Here is a 17,855-nt window from a genome sequence, read left to right as displayed (position 1 = left end):
AGCGCGCCCGACCGCACCGGCGGCACGCCGGCCGGCGTCGCCAACCTGACCGCCGCCGAGCGCGCCGGCCTGGCCGACAAGATCGGCGAGTGCTGGGCCGTGGATGCGGGCGCGCCCAATATCTCCTCCATCGTCGTCGAGCTGCGCGTGCAGGTGGATGCCGGAGGCGTGGTGCGTCAGGTCCTGCCCAACGGGGCCGTGCCCACCGAGCCGCGCGCGCGGATGGTCTTCGAGGCCGCCCGCCGCGCCCTGCTCGACCCGCGATGCAACCCGCTGCCCCTCTCGCGCGATAGGCTGGAGGCTTTGCGGAACACCATCTTCCGCTTCAACCCGAGGGAGCTCGGGCTACGATGAGCGACGATGCCTTGAACCCGGCCGCCGAGAGGCCAAGCTGGATCGAAAACTATGCGGAGGCGGTGATTCACCTTGCGGTCCGGCTCGGGCCGCAGGCATCCCCCTTCCAAGTCACCGGAGAAACGCAATCGTGACGCCCATTCTGAATCGTCGCTCGCTGCTGACCGGCGGCGCTGCCGCCATGGTGGCTCCGGGCATCTGGACCACGCCCCTGCCGGCGGCGGCCCAGACCGGCAGCCCGCCGACCATCGTCGACATCACCCGCGCCCGCACCGAGCCGATCCCCATCGCCATCCCCGACATGGCAGGCTCCCCGCTCGGCGCGCAGATCTCGCGCGTCATCACCAACAACCTGCGCAGCTCGGGCCTGTTCCGGCCCGTCGACCGCCAGGCCTTCATCCAGACGCCGGAGGCCGCGGCCGCGACGCCGCGCTTCCAGGACTGGCGCGTCATCGGCGCCGCGGCGCTCGTCACCGGCAAGGTGGATGGCAGCGGCGACCGGCTGCGCGTGGAGTTCCGCCTCTGGGACATCCTGCCCGAGCAGCAGGCCCTGGGCACCGCCTACAACGCCACCAGCAGCAACTGGCGGCAGATCGCCCACATCATCTCCGACGATATCTACAAGCGGATGCTGGGTGAGACGGGCTATTTCAACACCCGCATCGCCTATATCGCCGAGACCGGCCCGCGCGACCGGCGCGTCCGCCGCCTCGCCATCATGGACCAGGACGGCGAGAACAACCGCTTCCTGACCGACGGCCAGTTCCAGGCCCTGACGCCGCGCTTCCACCCGGACGCGACGCGCATCGCCTTCATGTCCTACCAGCGCAACGAACCGCGCGTTTACCTCTTCAACCTGGAGAGCGGGCGGCAGGAGGTGCTGGGCAATTTCAGCGGCATGACGCTCTCGCCGCGCTTCTCGCCGGACGGCCGCTCGGTGGTGCTCTCCTCCGTGCGCGGCGGCGATGCGAATATCTTCGTGGTGGACATGGCCTCGCGGCGCGAGCGGCAGCTCACCAGCGGCGGCGGGCTCGACGTGTCGCCCTGCTTCTCGCCGGATGGCAGCCAGATCGTCTTCAACTCGGACCGGGGCGGCGACCAGCAGCTCTACGTCATGGATGCGGGCGGCGGCGGCGCGCGGCGCATCAGCTTCGGCAATGGGCGTTATGCGACGCCGGTCTGGTCACCGCGCGGCGACCTGATCGCTTTCACCCGCATCGCGCGCGGGCAGTTCGCCATCGGCGTGATGCGGCCCGACGGCTCGGGCGAGCGCATTCTCTCCGAAGGCTGGGGCATGGAGGGGCCGACCTTCGCGCCCAATGGCCGGGTGCTGATGTTCTATCGGGAGTCCGCGGCGCGGGACAACCGCGGCTCGGGCTACTCGGCGCGGCTGTCGTCGATCGACATCGCGGGCTTCAACGAGCGCCAGATCGTGACGCCGACGGATGCAACCGATCCCAGCTGGTCGCCGTTGATCAGCTGATCCCTTGTGCCGAAGGTCGCGGAGGCCAGTACCGACGCGACCTTGATGCTGTTTATGTCCTGAATACTTGCTCCGCGCGTGGCGCGCGGCCTTACGCCTTGATTGCGCCATGCGGGGGGTCTAGTCGTGCTTTGCGCGAGGTTCCGCCTGAGAAAGCGGTACATTCGCCATCAGATAGACAGATGCCTAGGCAGTAGGAGAACATTATGGCCGCCACGAAGACTTTCCTCGCCGCTGTTGCGGCCGCGGGGCTGCTTGTTGCTTGCTCTTCCGACCCCGAGACGTCGGCGAACGCCGGCGGCGCGGGTGCCGGCAGCGGCAGCGGCGCGGTCCGGCCCGGCAGCCAGGAAGATCTGGCCGCCAATGTCGGCGACCGCGTGTTCTTCGACACCGCCCTGAACGGCGTCCGCGCCGACCAGCGCCCGGTGCTGGTGCGCCAGGCCGCCTGGCTCGCGCAGTATCCGCAGAACCAGGTCATGGTCGAAGGCCATGCGGATGAGCGCGGCACGCGCGAGTACAACCTCGCCCTCGGCCAGCGCCGTTCCAACTCCGCGCGCGACGTCCTCGTGGCGAGCGGCGTGGCCGGCTCGCGCATCCAGACCATCAGCTACGGCAAGGACCGTCCGGACGCGCTCGGCTCCAACGAGGACGCCTGGGCGCGCAACCGCCGTGCCGTCACCGTGGTCCGCTAAGCGGTTCGCCTGATGCGTGGCGCGGTCCTCTTCCTCGGTCTGACGCTGCTGGCAACGCCGGCAGTGGCCCAGATGGACAGTCGCGAGGGGATCGCGCTGCAAAACCAGATCCTGCAATTGCGCCAGGAGATGGAGCAGATGCGTCGTGGCGGGGGCGGTAGCCTCCCGCCGCCGTCGCCCTCCCGGGGCGGTTCGGGCGGCGGCAGCGAGCTGGTTGGCCCGCTGCTGGATCGCGTGAATACGCTGCAGGACGAGACCAGCCGCCTGCGCGGCCGGGTGGATGTTCTGGAAAACCAGAACCGCCGCCTCCGCGAAGATTTCGAGAAATATCAGGGCGACATGGAGTTCCGGCTCGGCCAGGCCGGCGGTGGTGGTGGCGGCGGTTCCGCTCCCGCACCGGGGCGCCCCGCGCCCGTCGCGCCGCCTTTGGCGCCGCCGACCACGAGCACCGGCGCGCCCGCGCCGCGCACGCCCGACCGCGCTATCGCCGAAGGCAACGCCGCGCTCGGCCGCCGCGACTATGCCGCCGCAGAGGCCGCCGCCCGCGAGGCGCTCGCCGGCCGATCCGGGGCGCATGTCATTGCCGGACAGATGCTGCTGGGGGACTCCCTCGCCGGCAAGCGCGACTTCGGCAATGCCGCGATCGCCTATAACGAAGCCTATACCCGCGCGCGGACCGGCCCCCGCGCCCCCGAGGCGCTCATCGGCCTCGCCACGTCCTTCCAGGGCCTCGGCAACAAGCGCGAGGCCTGCGACACGCTGAACGACCTGCGCAGCCAGTTCCCCAATCTGCGCCCGCCTCTGGCCGCCGAGGCCGCTTCCGCGCGTCAGCGCGCGCAGTGCCGCTAGAGACCTGATGTGACCGGCCCCGCGCCGGTCACGGGCGCGGAATTCGCCGCGCTGATGGCTCCGCTGGGGCCTTTTTCCGACCGCATCGCCGTGGGCTGCTCCGGCGGCCCCGATTCCCTGGCCCTGACGCGGCTCGCGGGAGATTGGGCGCGCGCGCGCGGCGTTTCGTTGCTGGCCCTGGTCGTCGAACACGGTCTGCGGGCGGAAAGCGCGGCCGAGGCTTCGGCGCTGGCCCAGGCTTTGACCGGCGTCGGCATCGCGGTGCGCGTCCTTCCGCTGGGTCTGCCGGCAGGGTCAGGATTGCAGGACCGCGCCCGCCGCGCGCGCCGGGCGGCGCTGCTGGCGGCCTGCCTGGAGGCCGGCGCACCGCATCTTCTGCTGGGGCATCACGCCGACGATCAGGCGGAGACCGTCCTGTTCCGCGCCCTGCGCGGCAGCGGCGGCCAGGGTCTCGCCGGCATGGCCTCACTGACCGTGGCGGCCGAGGCGCTGATCCTGCGGCCCTTGCTGGCGATCCCCAAGGCGCGGCTGGCCGCGAGCCTGGAGGGCTGGCCCCTCGCGCCCGTCCAGGATCCCTCCAATGCCGACCCGCGCTTCGCCCGCGCCCGGCTGCGCGCCTCTGGCGAGATCGCGGCCGCCGCCCTCGCCGCCGACGGCTTCGCCTGCCGCCGAGGCCGCCTCGCGACCCGGATCGCCGAACGGCTGGCCGCCTCCATCCGCCTGTTGCCGGAGGGCTGCGCGGCCATCGCGACGGACCGGCTGGGGCAGGATCGCGTGGCGCGGCAGCTGATGGCCGGGCTGATCCGCGCGATCGGCGGGCGGGAGCACGCGCCGGCCGAGGCCGCCGTCGCCGCACTGCTGGCCCGCGGCTCAGGCTCGCTCGGAGGCACGCTGTGGCGGGGCGGCTGGCTGGTCCGCGAGGGCGGCGAGGGGCCGGACCCGCGCTTCCGTCTCGCGGTGCCGCCCGGTCTCGTCGCCGGCTCCCTCGGCCCGGATGCCTCCGCCGTGCGGGGGCGCGCGCGGCATTTGCCGGCCGTCGGCCTGGCCAGCCTGCCGGCCCTGCGGCGGGCGGCGGATGGAATGCTGGTCCTGGCCCCGCACTTGGCCTATCCTGAATCTGAAATGGCGGTAAGCTTCCCGCCTGTCTTCGCCCCTCCAGGCGGTCCTGTCACCGAATGTCACCTCATGGGATGAATTCTCTTCGGGCTCCGGGATTTTTTGGAGCGGCGGACGCACTATGTTCACCAGGTGCCGATACAATGATCGGCAGAGGGGATCGCGCGACGTGAGCAATTTCGGCCGGAACCTGGCCTTGTGGGTGATTGTGGCGCTGCTGCTGGTGGCGCTCTTCAACCTGTTCCAGCCTTCGGGGACGAACACCCGGGCGCAGACGCAGGTCGCCTACAGCGATTTCGTCAATGAAGTGAATTCCGGCCATGTCCGGGACGTGACGATCCAGGGCCGCACGGTCTCGGGCACGCTGAGCGACGGGCGGGCCTTCAGCACCTATACCCCCGAGGATCCGCAGCTCGTCTCGCGCCTGACCGACAAGGGCGTGCGGGTCGTGGCCCGTCCGGAAGAGAGCGAGGTGAACCCCCTCTTCCAGATCCTGATCTCCTGGTTCCCGATGCTGCTGCTCATCGGTGTCTGGATCTTCTTCATGCGCCAGATGCAGGGCGGCGGCGGGCGCGCCATGGGCTTCGGCAAGTCCAAGGCCAAGCTGCTCACCGAGAAGCACGGCCGCGTGACCTTCGAGGACGTGGCCGGCATCGACGAAGCCAAGGCCGAGCTCGAGGAAATCGTCGACTTCCTGCGTGACCCCGGCAAGTTCCAGAAGCTGGGTGGCAAGATCCCCAAGGGCGTGCTGCTTGTCGGCCCGCCCGGCACCGGCAAGACGCTCCTGGCGCGCTCCATCGCCGGTGAGGCGAACGTGCCCTTCTTCACCATCTCGGGCTCCGACTTCGTCGAGATGTTCGTGGGCGTCGGCGCGTCGCGCGTCCGTGACATGTTCGAGCAGGGCAAGAAGAACGCGCCCTGCCTGATCTTCATCGACGAGATCGACGCCGTGGGCCGCCATCGTGGCGCGGGCCTGGGCGGCGGCAATGACGAGCGCGAGCAGACGCTGAACCAGATGCTGGTCGAGATGGACGGCTTCGAGTCCAACGAGGGCGTCATCATCATCGCGGCCACCAACCGCCCCGACGTGCTGGACCCCGCGCTGCTGCGTCCGGGCCGCTTCGACCGTCAGGTGATGGTGCCGAACCCCGACGTGAACGGCCGCGAGAAGATCCTGCGCGTGCACATGCGCAAGGTGCCGCTGGCGTCCGACGTCGATCCCAAGACGATCGCGCGCGGCACGCCGGGCTTCTCGGGCGCCGATCTGGCCAATCTCGTGAACGAGGCCGCGCTGCTGGCCGCGCGCACGGGCCGCCGGACCGTGGGCATGGCCGAGTTCGAGCATGCCAAGGACAAGGTGATGATGGGCGCCGAGCGCCGCAGCCTCGTCATGTCCGAGGACGAAAAGAAGATGACCGCCTATCACGAGGCGGGCCATGCCCTGGTCGCCATGCACGAGCCGGAATGCGACCCCGTGCACAAGGCCACCATCATCCCGCGCGGCCGCGCGCTGGGCCTGGTGATGAGCCTGCCCGCCGGCGACCGTTACTCGAAGCACAAGTCCAAGATGAATGCCGAGCTCGCCATGGCGATGGGCGGCCGCGTCGCGGAAGAAGTCGTCTTCGGCTCCGACAAGGTCAGCAACGGCGCGTCCGGCGACATCAAGATGGCCACGAACATGGCCCGCATGATGGTCACCGAATGGGGCATGAGCGACAAGATCGGCATGGTCGCCTATGGCGAGAACAGCCAGGAGGTCTTCCTGGGCCATAGCGTGACGCAGTCCAAGAACCTCTCCGAGGAGACGGCGCGGATCATCGACAGCGAGATCCGCAGCATCATCGACCGCGCCTATGCCCGAGCCACGAAGCTCCTCACCGAGAACCGCGAGGAGCTGGAGCGTCTGGCCAAGGGGCTGCTCGAATACGAGACGCTCTCCGGCGACGAGATCCGCACGGTTCTGCGCGGCGAGCCGGTGGTGCGCCTTCGCCCCGATGAGCCGACCTCGAGCGGGCGCGGCAGCGTGCCGAGCTCGGGCCGCACGCCCCGGCCGGATACCGGCAGCGGGCTGAACCCGCAGCCCGCGGGGTGAGCGGCAAGGAATGGCTTGAGCCGCTGGGCCTGTTGAATGGCCCGGCAGCTTTCGCCGCGATAAGAGATGGGCTCGCCCTGCCGTTGCAGGGCGGGCCCATCGCGTTTTCGCTGGTGCGCGGACCTGAGGGCTCGATCCTGCCGCCGCCGCAGGAGCATCCATCGCTGGAGCGCCTGACGCGCGGCATGCCCGAATTCGCAGGCATCGCGCGGCATCGCGCGCGGCCGCTGGTCATGGGCATCGTGAACTGCACGCCCGACAGCTTTTCCGGCGACGGGCTGGGCGAGGGCCATGCGGCCGCCATCGCCCAGGGCCACGCCATGCTCGAGGCCGGGGCCGACATCCTCGATATCGGCGGCGAGAGCACCAAGCCCGGCATCGAACCCGTGAGCGTGGAGGAGGAGATCGCCCGCGTGCTGCCGGTGATCCGCGCGCTGGCGACCTCGGCGCCGGTCAGCGTGGACACGCGCAATGCACGCACGATGATCGCCGCGCTGGAGGCGGGGGCGGAGATCGTCAATGACGTGAGCGGGCTGCGGCACGATCCGGATGCGCTGCGCGTGGTGGCGCAGTCGCGCTGTCCCGTGGTGATCATGCATGCGCTGACCACCGATCCCCGCACCATGCAGCGCGAGATCCACTACCAGGATACGGCGATGGAGGTGGCCCGCTTCCTGGAAGCGCGGGTCGAGACGCTGGAGCGCCTCGGCGTCCCGCGCAGCCGCATCGCGGTGGATCCGGGCCTGGGTTTCGGCAAGCGGATCGAGGACAATCTGACGCTGGTGGCGCGGCTGGCGCTGCTGGCGAATATCGGCTGCACCATCCTGCTGGGCGCCTCGCGCAAGACCTTCATCGGGCGGGTGACCGGCGTGGCCGAGGCCGGTCAGCGTGTGACGGGCAGCCTGGCGGTCGCGCTCGCGGGGGCGGCGAACGGCGCGCATATCCTGCGGGTGCACGACGTGGCGGAAACGGTGCGGGCGCTGCGGATGGCCGAGGCGCTGGCCGTCGGCTTCGAGGACATGGACTGAGGATCCGGCGGCTGGCCTTGGGCGCGCTCCGCGCCGGCCGTGCCGGGACCGCGGCAATGCACCGCGGTCCCGGGGCGGCTAGGCCGGATCGTAGGTGTGGCTCTCATAGAGGATGCAGCCCTGCTCGCTGCGAAAGGGACCGTGCCACGCGCCGGGCGGGCGTGAGGCATAGGTCATGGGCCCGAACTTCTCGCCGCCCTGGCCCTGCGCGTCATTGCCGACCCAGAGGTCGCCGCTGACGAGGAAGACCTCCTCCCAATAGTCGTGCACGAAGGGCGCGGTCGTGAAGGCGCCGGGCTGGAAGCGCAGCAGCCGCGTGCGGCAGCCCTTCTTGCCCGCCTCGTCCAGCGTGCCGGCCAGGATCTTCTGCTGGATGCCGGCCGGATAGCCCGGGGGCGTCTCCCAGCCGGCGCCGAGATCCAGTGCGTGGAATTCAAGATGGGCCTTGGTGTTCGCCATGGTGCGGCTCCTGCGCTCGTCTGTCGCCGCATGATGGCGTGCGTGCCGGGAATCCCAAAGCCGGCCCGAGCTGATCTCACCCCTTGGGGGGCACCACCCCGAACACCGTCTGCGCCTCGATCTGCAGCACGTCGGCGGGGCGCGGGAAGGGGGCGGGCTTCGCCTCGCTTTCCGACCTTTCGCGCCCGATGCGCTCGAAGAAGGTCTCGAGCCCGCCGGGCATCATCAGCCACAGGAACACCATCGGCGCCTCGGCCGAGGCCTCGAAGCGATGCAGCCGTCCCTTGCCGAGGAAGAAGCATCCGCCCTTCTCCATCGGCTGCGTCGTGACACCGTCGAGCAGCGCCTCGCCGCGCCCTTCCAGCACGAAGATGACCTCCTCGTTGTCGGGGTGCATGTGCTCGCGCACGAAGCAGCCGGCATCGACGGTCTGCGTGCCCATGGAGAAGGGGGTCTCGGCCCCGATCTCGTTCGAGGCGAGCAGACAGCGCACGAAGCCGTTGGCGGGCACGGGCTGCCAGTAGGAGCGTCCGCCTTCCGGCGGGACGACGACGAGCGGGGCTTGTTCCATCCGCCGATCCTCCGCGAGGCCGGCGGCGGCTGTCCAGAAGAGTTCGTTAGAGCGTCACCCGATCAGACGGAATCGTCTGGTCGGGTAAAGATGCTCGAAAAAACAAATAGCTAGAGACTTCGAAGTGAGCCCTTGCGAACGAAGAGGGCTCTAGCCGTGCAGCACCACGCCACCCGCGCGCAGCCGGGCGAGCTCCTCCGCGCCGAGGATCGGCAGCAACAGCGCGTCATTGTCCTGGCCGAGCGCCGGGGCGGCGTTGCGCAGGATGCCGGGGGTCTTGGACAGGCGCGGAATCTCGCCATGCATGGGCAGCCAGCCGCCGGGCATCTCGGCATCGGGCACCTCGATGAGGGCCTCGCGCTCGGCGATGTAATGGTCCTCGTCCAGCCCGGCGACGTCGAGGATGGGGCCGATGGTCACGCCGTCGCGGTCGAACTGCGCCAGGGCCTCGGCCATGGTCATCTGGGCCACGTAGTCACGCACCACGCCATCGATCTCCTCGATATGCCGGATGCGGTCGGAATTGGTGCGGAAGCGCGGATCGTCCAGCAGATCGGTGCGCCCGAGGCTCTTCATCAGCTTCACGAAGACGCCCTGGGTGGAGCTCGACAGCCCGACCCATCCGCCGTCCTTCGTCTGATAGGCGTTGCGCGGCGCGGTGCTGGTGCTGCGGCTGCCGGTGCGGGGCTTTTTCTTGCCCGAGATGCGGTAGTTGGCCATCTGCGGCTCGAGCATCGCGAAGATCGGCTCGAAGAGGGAAAGGTCCACCACCTGGCCCTCGCCCGTGGCCTTCGCGTGGTGCAGCGCGATCATCGCCGCCGAGGAGCCGTAGAGCCCGGCATAGGCGTCGGCCATGAACATGGGCGGCAGCACGGGCTCGCGATCGGCGAAGCCGTTGATGGCGGCGAAGCCGGAATAGCCCTCGACCAGCGTGCCGAAGCCCGGCTTGTGCGAGAAGGGCCCGGTCTGCCCCCAGCCCGAGACGCGCACGATCACCAGTGCGGGGTTCAGTTCCAGCAGCACGTCCGGGGCAAGGCCCATCTCCTCCAGCACGCCGGGGCGGAAGCTTTCGACGAAGATGTCGGCGGTCTCGGCCAGCTTGCGCACCACGCCGATGGCCTCGGGGTTGCGCAGGTCCAGGCAGAGGCTGCGCTTGTTGCGGCAGAGCGTCTTCCAGGAGGTCTCGACGCCACCGGTCTTCCAGGCGCGCAGCGAATCGCCGGCGGGCGGCTCCACCTTGATCACCTCGGCGCCGTGGTCGCCGAGCACCTTGGTGAGGACATTGCCGGCGACGAGGCGCGAGAGATCCACCACGCGGAGGCCGTCCAGCGGCCCCTTCGCCTGCGCGTCGAATTGGCGCCGGCGCAGCTTCGCAGTCATCGTCACAAACCCCTTGCCGTGGATCCCGATCCTGCCGCTTTGCGGGACCGGGGGAAGACGCCTGGGACAGGCAGCCAGACCGGCCGACGCTATGGGCGGGGAGAGGGCGGGTCAATGCGCGCCTCGCGACAGACGCGACAGTGTGGCCTAGCTTTCCTGTGGCATTCTTCCCCGCAAACCTGCCCCCTCGCGAGACTCCGTGAACGAAGACGCCACGCTCCTGGCCAGCCTCCTGGATCACATGCCATCGGGTCTGCTGCACCTGTCGGCCGATGGAAGGGCGTTGCGGACCAATCCGCGTCTCGGCGAGCTCCTGGGCGTCGCGCCGCCCGGCCAGGACACGCCGTTCTCCGCCTGGCTCGATCGCCTGGAGGCGTCCGGCCGGCTGCAACGCCCGCAGGGCCGAGCGGCCCTGCGGGCGCCCTTCCACGGCCCCCCAGGCAAGACCCGGTGGCAGCTCCTCGGCGGCCGCGCGCTGGAGCTGTCGGTGCAGCCGCTGCCCGGCGGCGCGCGCCTGTGTCTCTGGACCGAGGCGACGACGGACGAGGCCCTGGAGGAAGAGCGCGCCCGCATGGCGCATATGCTCGAGAACATCACCGACAGCGTCGTGCTGATGGATGCCGAGGGCCGCATCCTGCAGAACTCCAACAACAGCGGCTCGCTGCTGGGCATGCCCGACGAACTGGCGCGGGCGGGCAGCACGCATCAGGAGATCCTGCGCTTCCTCTATCGCCGCGGCGATTTCGGATTCACGCAGGAGGAAGAGGTCTTCATCGCCGAGCGGCGCGCGGGCATCCTCGCCGCCGGCCGCCTCACCTTCGCCGAGCGGATGCCCGACGGGCGCTGGGCCGAATACAACTTCCGCCCACTCCTCAATGGCGAGCTGCTCGTCATGGTGCGCGACGTCACCGAGATGCGGGAGACTCTCTCGCGCCTGGAGGCCGAGCGGGCCGAGCGCGAGGAGGATCGTCGCCGCGCCGATCTCCTGCTGGAGAACACGCGCGACATCGTGATCCTGACCGGCGGCGATGGCCGCATCCTCGAGAGCTCCAGCCGCAGCAACACCCTGTTCGGCCTGCCGCCCGAGCTTTTCGCGCCCGGCGCCCATCGGCGCGACATCCTGCGCGCGCTCTATCGCCGCGGTGATTTCGGCTTCGAGATGAGCGAGGAGCAGTTCATCCAGGACGTGCGCGACCAGCTCAATTCGCTCACGCCCTTCCAGCGCACGCGCCAGATGCCGGATGGGCGCTGGGCCGAGTTCAACCTCGTCACGCGCGAGGACGGGATGTTCGTCGTCAGCGTCCGCGACGTGACGGAGCTGCAGGAGGCGCAGCTCGCTCTGGAGCGCGAGCAGGAGAAGCTGCGCCTCGTCGTCGACAACATGTCCGACGGCGTGATGCTCTTCGATTCCGAGATGCATTGGCGGATGCTCAGCCGGCCGCTGATGAAGTTCCTCGCCTTGCCCGAGGAATTCTACATGCTCGGCACCAGCATGCGCGACGTCCTCGGCTGGCAGATGAGGCGCGGCGATTTCGGACCGCCGCCGGAGGATCCGGAGGAGTTCGGGCATGCGCTGAATTCGCTCATCGACAACCTCCGCGGCCCGGTGGCACGCAGTACATCTGCAAGACGCAAGCGGGCTATTGGCTCGACGTGAACATCCAGCATCTGCCCAATGGCGACATGCTCGGCTTCTACCGCGACGTCACGCGCCTGAAGCAGCAGGAGGAGCAGACGGAGGCCGAGCGCTCGCTCCTGCGCGAGGTGCTGAACAGCATGCAGGAGATGGTCGTCCTGCTCGATCCGCAGACGCGGATCATCTTCTCCAACGGCTGGGGGAGGAACCTCCTGGAACTGCCCGAGGCGCTGGTGCAGCCCGGCGCGATGATGGCCGGGGCGATGGCGCATATGTACCGCCGCGGGGATTTCGGCTTCGACGTGACGGAGGAGGAGGTCGTCGGTGGACGGGTGAGGGACGTGCTCGGCGGGCCGCTCCATGTCACGCGCCGCACGGTCTCGGGCAAGTGGCTGGAGTTCACCTACACGCCGATCTCGGGCAAGCGCGTGGTGGCCGTGGGGCGCGACGTCACCTCGCTCAAGGAGAGCGAGCAGGCGGCCTTCGCCGCGCGCGATGCGGCCGAGGCCGGGGCGAAGGCCAAGGCGAGCTTCCTCGCGGCCATGAGCCATGAGATCCGCACGCCCATGAACGGTGTGCTGGGCATGCTGGAGATCCTGTCGCACAGCGAGCTCAAGCCCGACCAGGCGCGCAGTGTCCAGGTGATGCGCGAGAGCGCCGAGGGCCTGTTGCGCATCGTGGACGACGTGCTGGATTTCTCGAAGATCGAGGCCGGGCGGCTGGAGGTCGAGGCGCTGCCCTTCTCGCTGCGCGGCCTCATCGAGGGCACGGTCGAGACCCTGTCGCCGGCGGCGGCCGCACGCGGCCTCACGCTCTTCGCCGATCCGCTGGCGCCCGGGCCGGACTGGCTCTCCGGCGATCCCACGCGCGTGCGGCAGATCCTGTTCAACCTGATCGGCAATGCACTGAAATTCACCGAGCGCGGCTATGTGCGCATCTCGGCCGAGACGCGGGCCGAGGCGGAGACGGCGGTTCTGCTGCTGCGGGTCGAGGACAGCGGGATCGGCATGGACGCCGCCACGCTGGCGCGGCTGTTCCAGCCCTTCACCCAGGCCGACAGCTCCACGACGCGGCGCTTTGGCGGCACGGGCCTCGGCCTTTCGATCGTCCGCCGGCTCGCGGAATTGATGGAGGGCGAGGTGGAGGCCGAGAGCGAGGTCGCCCGCGGCAGCCGCTTCACCGTGACCCTGCGGCTCGGCCTGGCCTCGCAGGCGGCCAAGACCGCGAGGCCGGAACGGGCGAAGCCGGAGCCTCGCGCCGAAGGGGCCGCCAGCCGCGACGGCGTGCTGGTGGTGGACGACCATCCGGTGAACCGCGAGGTGCTCGGCCGGCAGCTGGAGCTGCTCGGCCTGCCCTCGGACATGGCCGAGGGCGGCGCCCAGGCCATGGAGCTCTGGCGCCTGCGCGGCCACGGCATCCTGCTGCTCGACATCCACATGCCCGGCATGGACGGTTTCGAGCTGACGCGCGCGATCCGCCAGGAGGAGCAGGCCAAGGGCCTGCCGCGCACCACGCTGATCGCCGTCACCGCCAATGCGCTGAAGGGCGAGGCGGAGCGCTGCTACGCGGCCGGGATGGACGGCTTCCTTGCCAAGCCGGTGACGCTGGACGGGCTCTCCCGCATGCTGGCGCGCTGGCTGCCGGGGCTGCCAGGCGCGCATCAGGGCGGCACGCTCTTCGATCCCGAGGCCCTGCGCAGCCTGTTCGGGCAGGACCGGGAACGGCTGTCCTCCATCCTCGAGAATTTCTCCCTGACGGCGGCGGGCGACCTGGCGGCGCTGCAGGCCGCCCAGGCGCCCGACAGCATCGTGGAGATCGCGCATCGTCTGAAGGGCGCGGCCCGCATGGTGGGCGCGCGGCTGCTGGCCGAGCAGGCGCAGGGCGTGGAGCAGGCGGCGCGCGCCGGCGGGATGGGCGCGGCGCAGGCGGCGGCCTCGCAGCTTCCGTCGCTTCTGGAGGAGACGATGCGGGTGGCGCGTCCGGCCCTCGCCCCGGAGAAGGAGGCGCGCTGAGACGCCTCTTCCCTACGGCGCTCTAATCGGCGGGCGGCACGAAGATATAGCCGACCCCGCGCACCGAGCGGATGGCCTCGGGCTTGGACGGATCGGCCTCCACCTTGCGGCGCAGGCGCATGATGCGGTTGTCGATGGCGCGATCGAAGACCTCGGCCTCGCGATGCGCCGCCGTCTCCAGCAGCCATTCGCGGGTCAGCGGGCGGTTCGGGTGCTTCACCAGCAGCTGCAGCAGGTCGAACTCGCTGGCCGAGAGCTGGTCCTCGCTGCCATCGGCCAGGATGAGGATGCGCCGCTCCAGGTTCAGCCGCGCGATGCCGACGCGGATCTCGGTGAGCAGCGGCGGCGGCGGTCGCACCTCGGAGGCGCGGCGCAGCAGGGCCTTGATGCGGGCCAGCAGCTCGCGTGGCTCGAAGGGCTTGGTGACGTAGTCGTCGGCGCCCGATTCCAGACCGACCACGCGGTCCACCGTGTCCCCGGCCGCGGTCAGCATGATGATGCCGATGCGGCTGGAGCGCGAGCGGGCCCAGCGGGCGAGTGCGAAGCCGTCCTCCACCTCGTTCAGATGGACGTCGAAGAGCGCGAGGTCGGGCAGGGACTGCGCATGGGCGCGCTTGAATTCGGCGCCCGAGGCATAGGGCTGCGGACGCAGGCCGTGCTGGGCCAGGTATTCCGAGACGATACGCCGCTGGAGCGGATCGTCCTCGACGAGCGCGAGACGGAGCGGGCCGCTCATGCGCGGCCGCTCCGTGCGGGATTCAGGGGGGCTCCGCTGGCAAGCATGTCGCGCAGGATGACGGGCGCCGGGCGGATTGCAAGTATTGAGATGAAGGGATTGGTGGGATGTTGTGCACGCGCCATGGCCCGGAGCGGCCCGGACATGCCCTCAGTCTTGCCCCATCAGCGCGAGACCTTCGGCCACCGAAACGAATTCACCGCCGGCCACCACGCGCTCCGCCCCGAATCGCTCCTCGAAGAGCCGGCGCACGGCGGGCACGAGCGAGGAGCCGCCGGTGAGGAAGACGCGGTCCACCTGGGCGGGAGCCATGGCGGCATCGCGCAGGGCCGCATCCACGGCGCCGCCGATGGCGGTCAGCTCGGGCGAGATCCAGGCCTCGAAATCGCTGCGGGCGATGTCGGTCTCCACGACGAAATCGCCGTGGCGGAAGCTGAGCCGGGCCGAATCGGCACTCGAGAGCGCGGCCTTCACGCCCGAGATGGCGCGGTACAGGGCATAGCCGACCTCGTCCTCGATGAGCTGGACGAGATGGGCGAGGCGCTTGGGCTCGGCGGCGGTGCGCGCGACGTCGGCGATGTCGCGCAGGGTCTTGGGCGCGCGCATCAGCGAGAGCAGGTGCCAGCGCGCGAAATTGATGTACCAGCCGGGGGGGATGGGCAGGTCGTTGCCCCAGGGCCGGTAGGTGCCGCCCTTGCCCAGCAGCGGCGAGACGACGTGGTCCATGATGCGGAAGTCGAAGGCGTCGCCCGCGATGCCCACGCCCGAATGGCCGAGTGGCGTAACGCGGCGCGGCGGGCCGGGATCGAAGCGCAGGATCGAGAAATCGCTCGTGCCGCCGCCGAAATCGGCGACGAGGACATTGGCCGGATGGTCCAGCGTCTGGGCGAAGCGATGGCCGGCGGCGGCGGGCTCGAAGGCGACCTGCACCTCGGGCACGCCGGCCGCGGCGAAGGCGGCGATCAGGCGCTCATTGCCATAGGCGTCGTCCGCCGTCTCGCCGACGAAGCGGACGGGACGCCCGACGACGACCTGCGCGCCGGCCAGCTCGTCGCGGAAGGGCGCGAGAAGGTGGCCGAGGAAGGCCGCGATCAGGTTCTCGAGGTTCCAGGAGCGGCCGAGGATGCGCGTCTCGGTGAAGCTGCGCTGCGCCAGATAGCTCTTCATCGACATGATGAGCCGCGTGTCGAAGGGATCGTCGAGATAGGTCTCGATGGCCTGCGGGCCGGCGGCGTGGCGCGTGCGGCCCTCTGTGTCCATCCAGAAGGAGAGGACGGAGCGGAAGACCTCGGCTGTGTCGTGCGTCAGCACGGAGACGGCGCCATCGGCGCGCAGGGAGGTGACCACGCTGTTGGTGGTCCCGAAATCGATGCCGATGACGGAGGACATGTGTCGTGAACCAGACGAAGAGGGGCGCGCCTTGAAGCCCGGTCGCGCCGGTTTGGCAAGCCTTGCGGCGGGGGCGGACGCGGATCCCGCGGGGCAGGACCGATCGTGACGCGGGGCGCATTCGCGGCGGTGCGAGGATTTCGCGCCGGCATCCCCTGTCCAACACGGCGTCGACGCGCGACCCTGCGACGGTCATCAGACGCAGGACCGATCATGAAACCAGGCATCCTCCCCCCCGGCATCTTCGGCAACAACCGCACCATGGTGACGCCGCATTACGCGGTGATGCCTCCGGAGGGCATTCTCGAAAGCCGCCTGCCGGGCTTCGCGAAGACGAAGGTGCATTTCCAAACCAGCCCGCAGATGGGCGCGCGCTTCGCCCAGGCCCTGCTGGCGATGGAGCCGGGCGGCGGGACCACGCAGCCGCGCGAGGATGGGCTGGAGCATTTCTTCTACGTGCTCGATGGCCAGGTCGAGATCGGCGTGCCGGAGGAGACGCGCTCGCTCTCCGCCGGCGGCTACGCCTTCGTGCCGGCAGGCTCGGCCTATACGGTTCTCGCGGATACGGCCGCGCGCGTCATCTGGATCAAGCGCCGCTTCGAGCCGGCGCCGGGCCTGGGCACGCCGGGCCATCTCTTCGGCAGCCGGCAGGAATCGCCCCGCGTCATCAAGCACACCGACGGTCGCGCCTGGCAGTATCTGCTGGGCGAGGCGCGGATGGAGATGGACATGGAGATCAACATCCTGTCCTTCGCGCCGGGCACCTATTTCCCCTTCGTCGAGACGCACATCATGGAGCACGGGCTCTTCATGCTGAACGGGCAGGGGCTCTATCTGCTCGGGCGCGACTGGCACGAGTGCTGGAAGGACGACTTCATCTGGATGGGCCCCTATGTGCCGCAGCAATTCTACGCGACGGGTTGGGGCGAGACGTCCTACCTGCTCTACAAGGACGTCAATCGCGACGTGAAGCTGTAGAGGCCCAGGGCGTCAGGCCACGACGGCGACCTGCCGCGGATCCAGTCGCAGCCACACGCGCATCCCCACCTCATGCGCCTCCAGCGGCGGCGCGGCGGCGCGCAGCCGCAGCGCCGTTCCCTCCGGCTGCACCACATAGTCCCAGGCCTCGCCGAGATAGGTCCGCTCCAGCACCTCGGCGGCCAGTACCAGGGCGTCGTCGGCGGGCGGCGCGGTCAGCACCGTCATCGCCTGCGGCCGCAGCGAGACCAGCACCTGCCCGCGCGTGCCGGCGGCCACGCCGGCCCGTGCCGCCGGGCCGAGATTCACGCCGTCCAGCAGCAGGTCGCCGCCCTCGATCCGCGCCTCCAGCAGATTGGTCCGGCCCACGAAGCCGGCCACGAAGCGCGTGCGCGGCCGGGTGTAGAGAAGATGCGGCGCATCCACCTGCTCGATGCGGCCGGCATTCATCACGGCGATCCGGTCCGAGGTCGCCATCGCCTCGCTCTGGTCGTGGGTGACGTAGACGGTGGTGATGCGGAACTCGTCATGCAGCCGGCGGATCTCGAAGCGCATCTCCTCGCGCAGATTGGCGTCGAGATTGGACAGCGGCTCGTCCAGCAGGAGCACCGAGGGCTTCACCACGACGGCGCGGGCCAGGGCCACGCGCTGCTGCTGCCCGCCCGAGAGCTCGGCCGGATAGCGATGCGCGAGATGGCTGAGCTGCACCACTTCCAGCATCTCGCCCACGCGGCGCTTCACCTCGGCCGCGGGCAGGCTTCGCAGCTTCAGCCCGAAGCCGACATTCTCCGCCACCGTCATATGCGGCCAGATGGCGTAGGACTGGAAGATCATCGACATGCCGCGCCGCTCCGGCGGCACCACTGCGCCCGGGGCGGACAGCGTCTGCCCGTCCACGGAGATGGACCCGCCCGTGGGGTCGACGAAGCCGGCGATCATGCGCAGCGTCGTCGTCTTGCCGCAGCCGGAGGGGCCGAGCAGGGAGACGAACTCGCCCTCCTCCAGCGAGAGGTCCACGCGGTCGACGACGGTCAGGGGGCCATAGGCCTTGGTCAGGCCGTTCAGCGTCAGGCGGAGCAA

At 69.9% G+C, this 17,855-nt stretch carries 16 protein-coding genes and 1 pseudogene; 11 read left to right on the top strand and 6 right to left on the bottom strand.

The genetic code is table 11. The features are described from left to right. The 8 genes and pseudogenes from ACO057_RS11120 to folP form a co-directional block, all read left to right on the top strand. Positions 1-354: pseudogene (locus ACO057_RS11120) on the top strand (hypothetical protein); the annotation flags it as partial. After that, positions 351-488 (top strand): hypothetical protein, encoded by a 138-nt coding sequence (locus tag ACO057_RS11115; RefSeq protein WP_421991610.1) that lies wholly within the window; start codon positions 351-353, stop codon positions 486-488. The pseudogene ACO057_RS11120 and the gene ACO057_RS11115, both read left to right, overlap by 4 nt. 47 nt (positions 489-535) lie before the next feature. Next, positions 536-1,837 carry a Tol-Pal system beta propeller repeat protein TolB gene (gene tolB, locus ACO057_RS11110; protein WP_421991620.1) on the top strand — a complete coding sequence of 434 codons (1,302 nt, stop codon included), beginning with the start codon at positions 536-538 and terminating at the stop codon, positions 1,835-1,837. 206 nt (positions 1,838-2,043) lie between these two features. Next, positions 2,044-2,529 (top strand): peptidoglycan-associated lipoprotein Pal, encoded by a 486-nt coding sequence (gene pal, locus ACO057_RS11105; RefSeq protein ID WP_421991608.1) that lies wholly within the window; start codon positions 2,044-2,046, stop codon positions 2,527-2,529. 12 nt (positions 2,530-2,541) lie between these two features. Next, entirely contained in the window at positions 2,542-3,378 is an 837-nt protein-coding gene (locus ACO057_RS11100; RefSeq protein WP_421991606.1) for a hypothetical protein, read from the top strand. Between the two features lie 9 nt (positions 3,379-3,387). Further along, positions 3,388-4,572 carry a tRNA lysidine(34) synthetase TilS gene (gene tilS / locus ACO057_RS11095; RefSeq protein ID WP_421991604.1) on the top strand — a complete coding sequence of 395 codons (1,185 nt, stop codon included), beginning with the start codon at positions 3,388-3,390 and terminating at the stop codon, positions 4,570-4,572. A gap of 91 nt (positions 4,573-4,663) precedes the next feature. Beyond that, complete coding sequence (gene ftsH, locus ACO057_RS11090) at positions 4,664-6,586, top strand: ATP-dependent zinc metalloprotease FtsH (RefSeq protein WP_421991602.1); 1,923 nt, start codon at positions 4,664-4,666, stop codon at positions 6,584-6,586. A gap of 113 nt (positions 6,587-6,699) precedes the next feature. Next, positions 6,700-7,614 (top strand): dihydropteroate synthase, encoded by a 915-nt coding sequence (folP, locus tag ACO057_RS11085; protein WP_421991600.1) that lies wholly within the window; start codon positions 6,700-6,702, stop codon positions 7,612-7,614. A 78-nt stretch (positions 7,615-7,692) separates the two neighbouring features. On the opposite strand, the gene ACO057_RS11080 is transcribed toward folP, so the two are convergent. From ACO057_RS11080 to ACO057_RS11070, 3 genes are all read right to left on the bottom strand, one after another. Then, positions 7,693-8,073: a cupin domain-containing protein gene (locus ACO057_RS11080; protein WP_421991598.1), complete on the bottom strand. Its 381-nt coding sequence runs from the start codon at positions 8,071-8,073 to the stop codon at positions 7,693-7,695. 76 nt (positions 8,074-8,149) lie between these two features. Continuing rightward, on the bottom strand, positions 8,150-8,644 hold the full coding sequence (locus ACO057_RS11075) for a cupin domain-containing protein (RefSeq protein ID WP_421991596.1): 495 nt from the start codon (positions 8,642-8,644) through the stop codon (positions 8,150-8,152). 150 nt (positions 8,645-8,794) lie between these two features. Beyond that, positions 8,795-10,024, bottom strand: a complete 1,230-nt coding sequence (locus ACO057_RS11070; protein ID WP_421991594.1) for a CaiB/BaiF CoA transferase family protein — start codon at positions 10,022-10,024, stop codon at positions 8,795-8,797. Between the two features lie 199 nt (positions 10,025-10,223). Here ACO057_RS11070 and ACO057_RS11065 point away from each other — a divergent pair, with 199 nt between their 5' ends. After that, positions 10,224-11,681 (top strand): PAS-domain containing protein, encoded by a 1,458-nt coding sequence (locus ACO057_RS11065; protein WP_421991592.1) that lies wholly within the window; start codon positions 10,224-10,226, stop codon positions 11,679-11,681. After that, positions 11,678-13,672 carry an ATP-binding protein gene (locus tag ACO057_RS11060; RefSeq protein ID WP_421991590.1) on the top strand — a complete coding sequence of 665 codons (1,995 nt, stop codon included), beginning with the start codon at positions 11,678-11,680 and terminating at the stop codon, positions 13,670-13,672. The genes ACO057_RS11065 and ACO057_RS11060 overlap by 4 nt, the downstream gene beginning before the upstream one ends. 22 nt (positions 13,673-13,694) lie before the next feature. Here the strand turns inward: ACO057_RS11060 and ACO057_RS11055 are convergent, their stop codons facing one another. Continuing rightward, positions 13,695-14,408: a response regulator gene (locus ACO057_RS11055; RefSeq protein WP_421991588.1), complete on the bottom strand. Its 714-nt coding sequence runs from the start codon at positions 14,406-14,408 to the stop codon at positions 13,695-13,697. 150 nt (positions 14,409-14,558) lie between these two features. Then, positions 14,559-15,797 carry an Hsp70 family protein gene (locus tag ACO057_RS11050; RefSeq protein WP_421991586.1) on the bottom strand — a complete coding sequence of 413 codons (1,239 nt, stop codon included), beginning with the start codon at positions 15,795-15,797 and terminating at the stop codon, positions 14,559-14,561. A 213-nt stretch (positions 15,798-16,010) separates the two neighbouring features. Between ACO057_RS11050 and allE the strand changes: the two genes are divergently transcribed. Then, on the top strand, positions 16,011-16,775 hold the full coding sequence (gene allE, locus ACO057_RS11045) for a (S)-ureidoglycine aminohydrolase (RefSeq protein ID WP_421991584.1): 765 nt from the start codon (positions 16,011-16,013) through the stop codon (positions 16,773-16,775). A gap of 12 nt (positions 16,776-16,787) precedes the next feature. Here allE and ACO057_RS11040 read toward each other — a convergent pair whose 3' ends face one another. Beyond that, positions 16,788-17,855, bottom strand: coding sequence for an ABC transporter ATP-binding protein (locus tag ACO057_RS11040; protein ID WP_421991582.1), 1,068 nt, complete (start codon positions 17,853-17,855; stop codon positions 16,788-16,790).

Source organism: Roseococcus sp., assembly GCF_965227005.1.
Taxonomy (GTDB): Bacteria; Pseudomonadota; Alphaproteobacteria; order Acetobacterales; family Acetobacteraceae; genus Roseococcus.
This window is presented reverse-complemented; position numbering and strand designations above follow the sequence as displayed.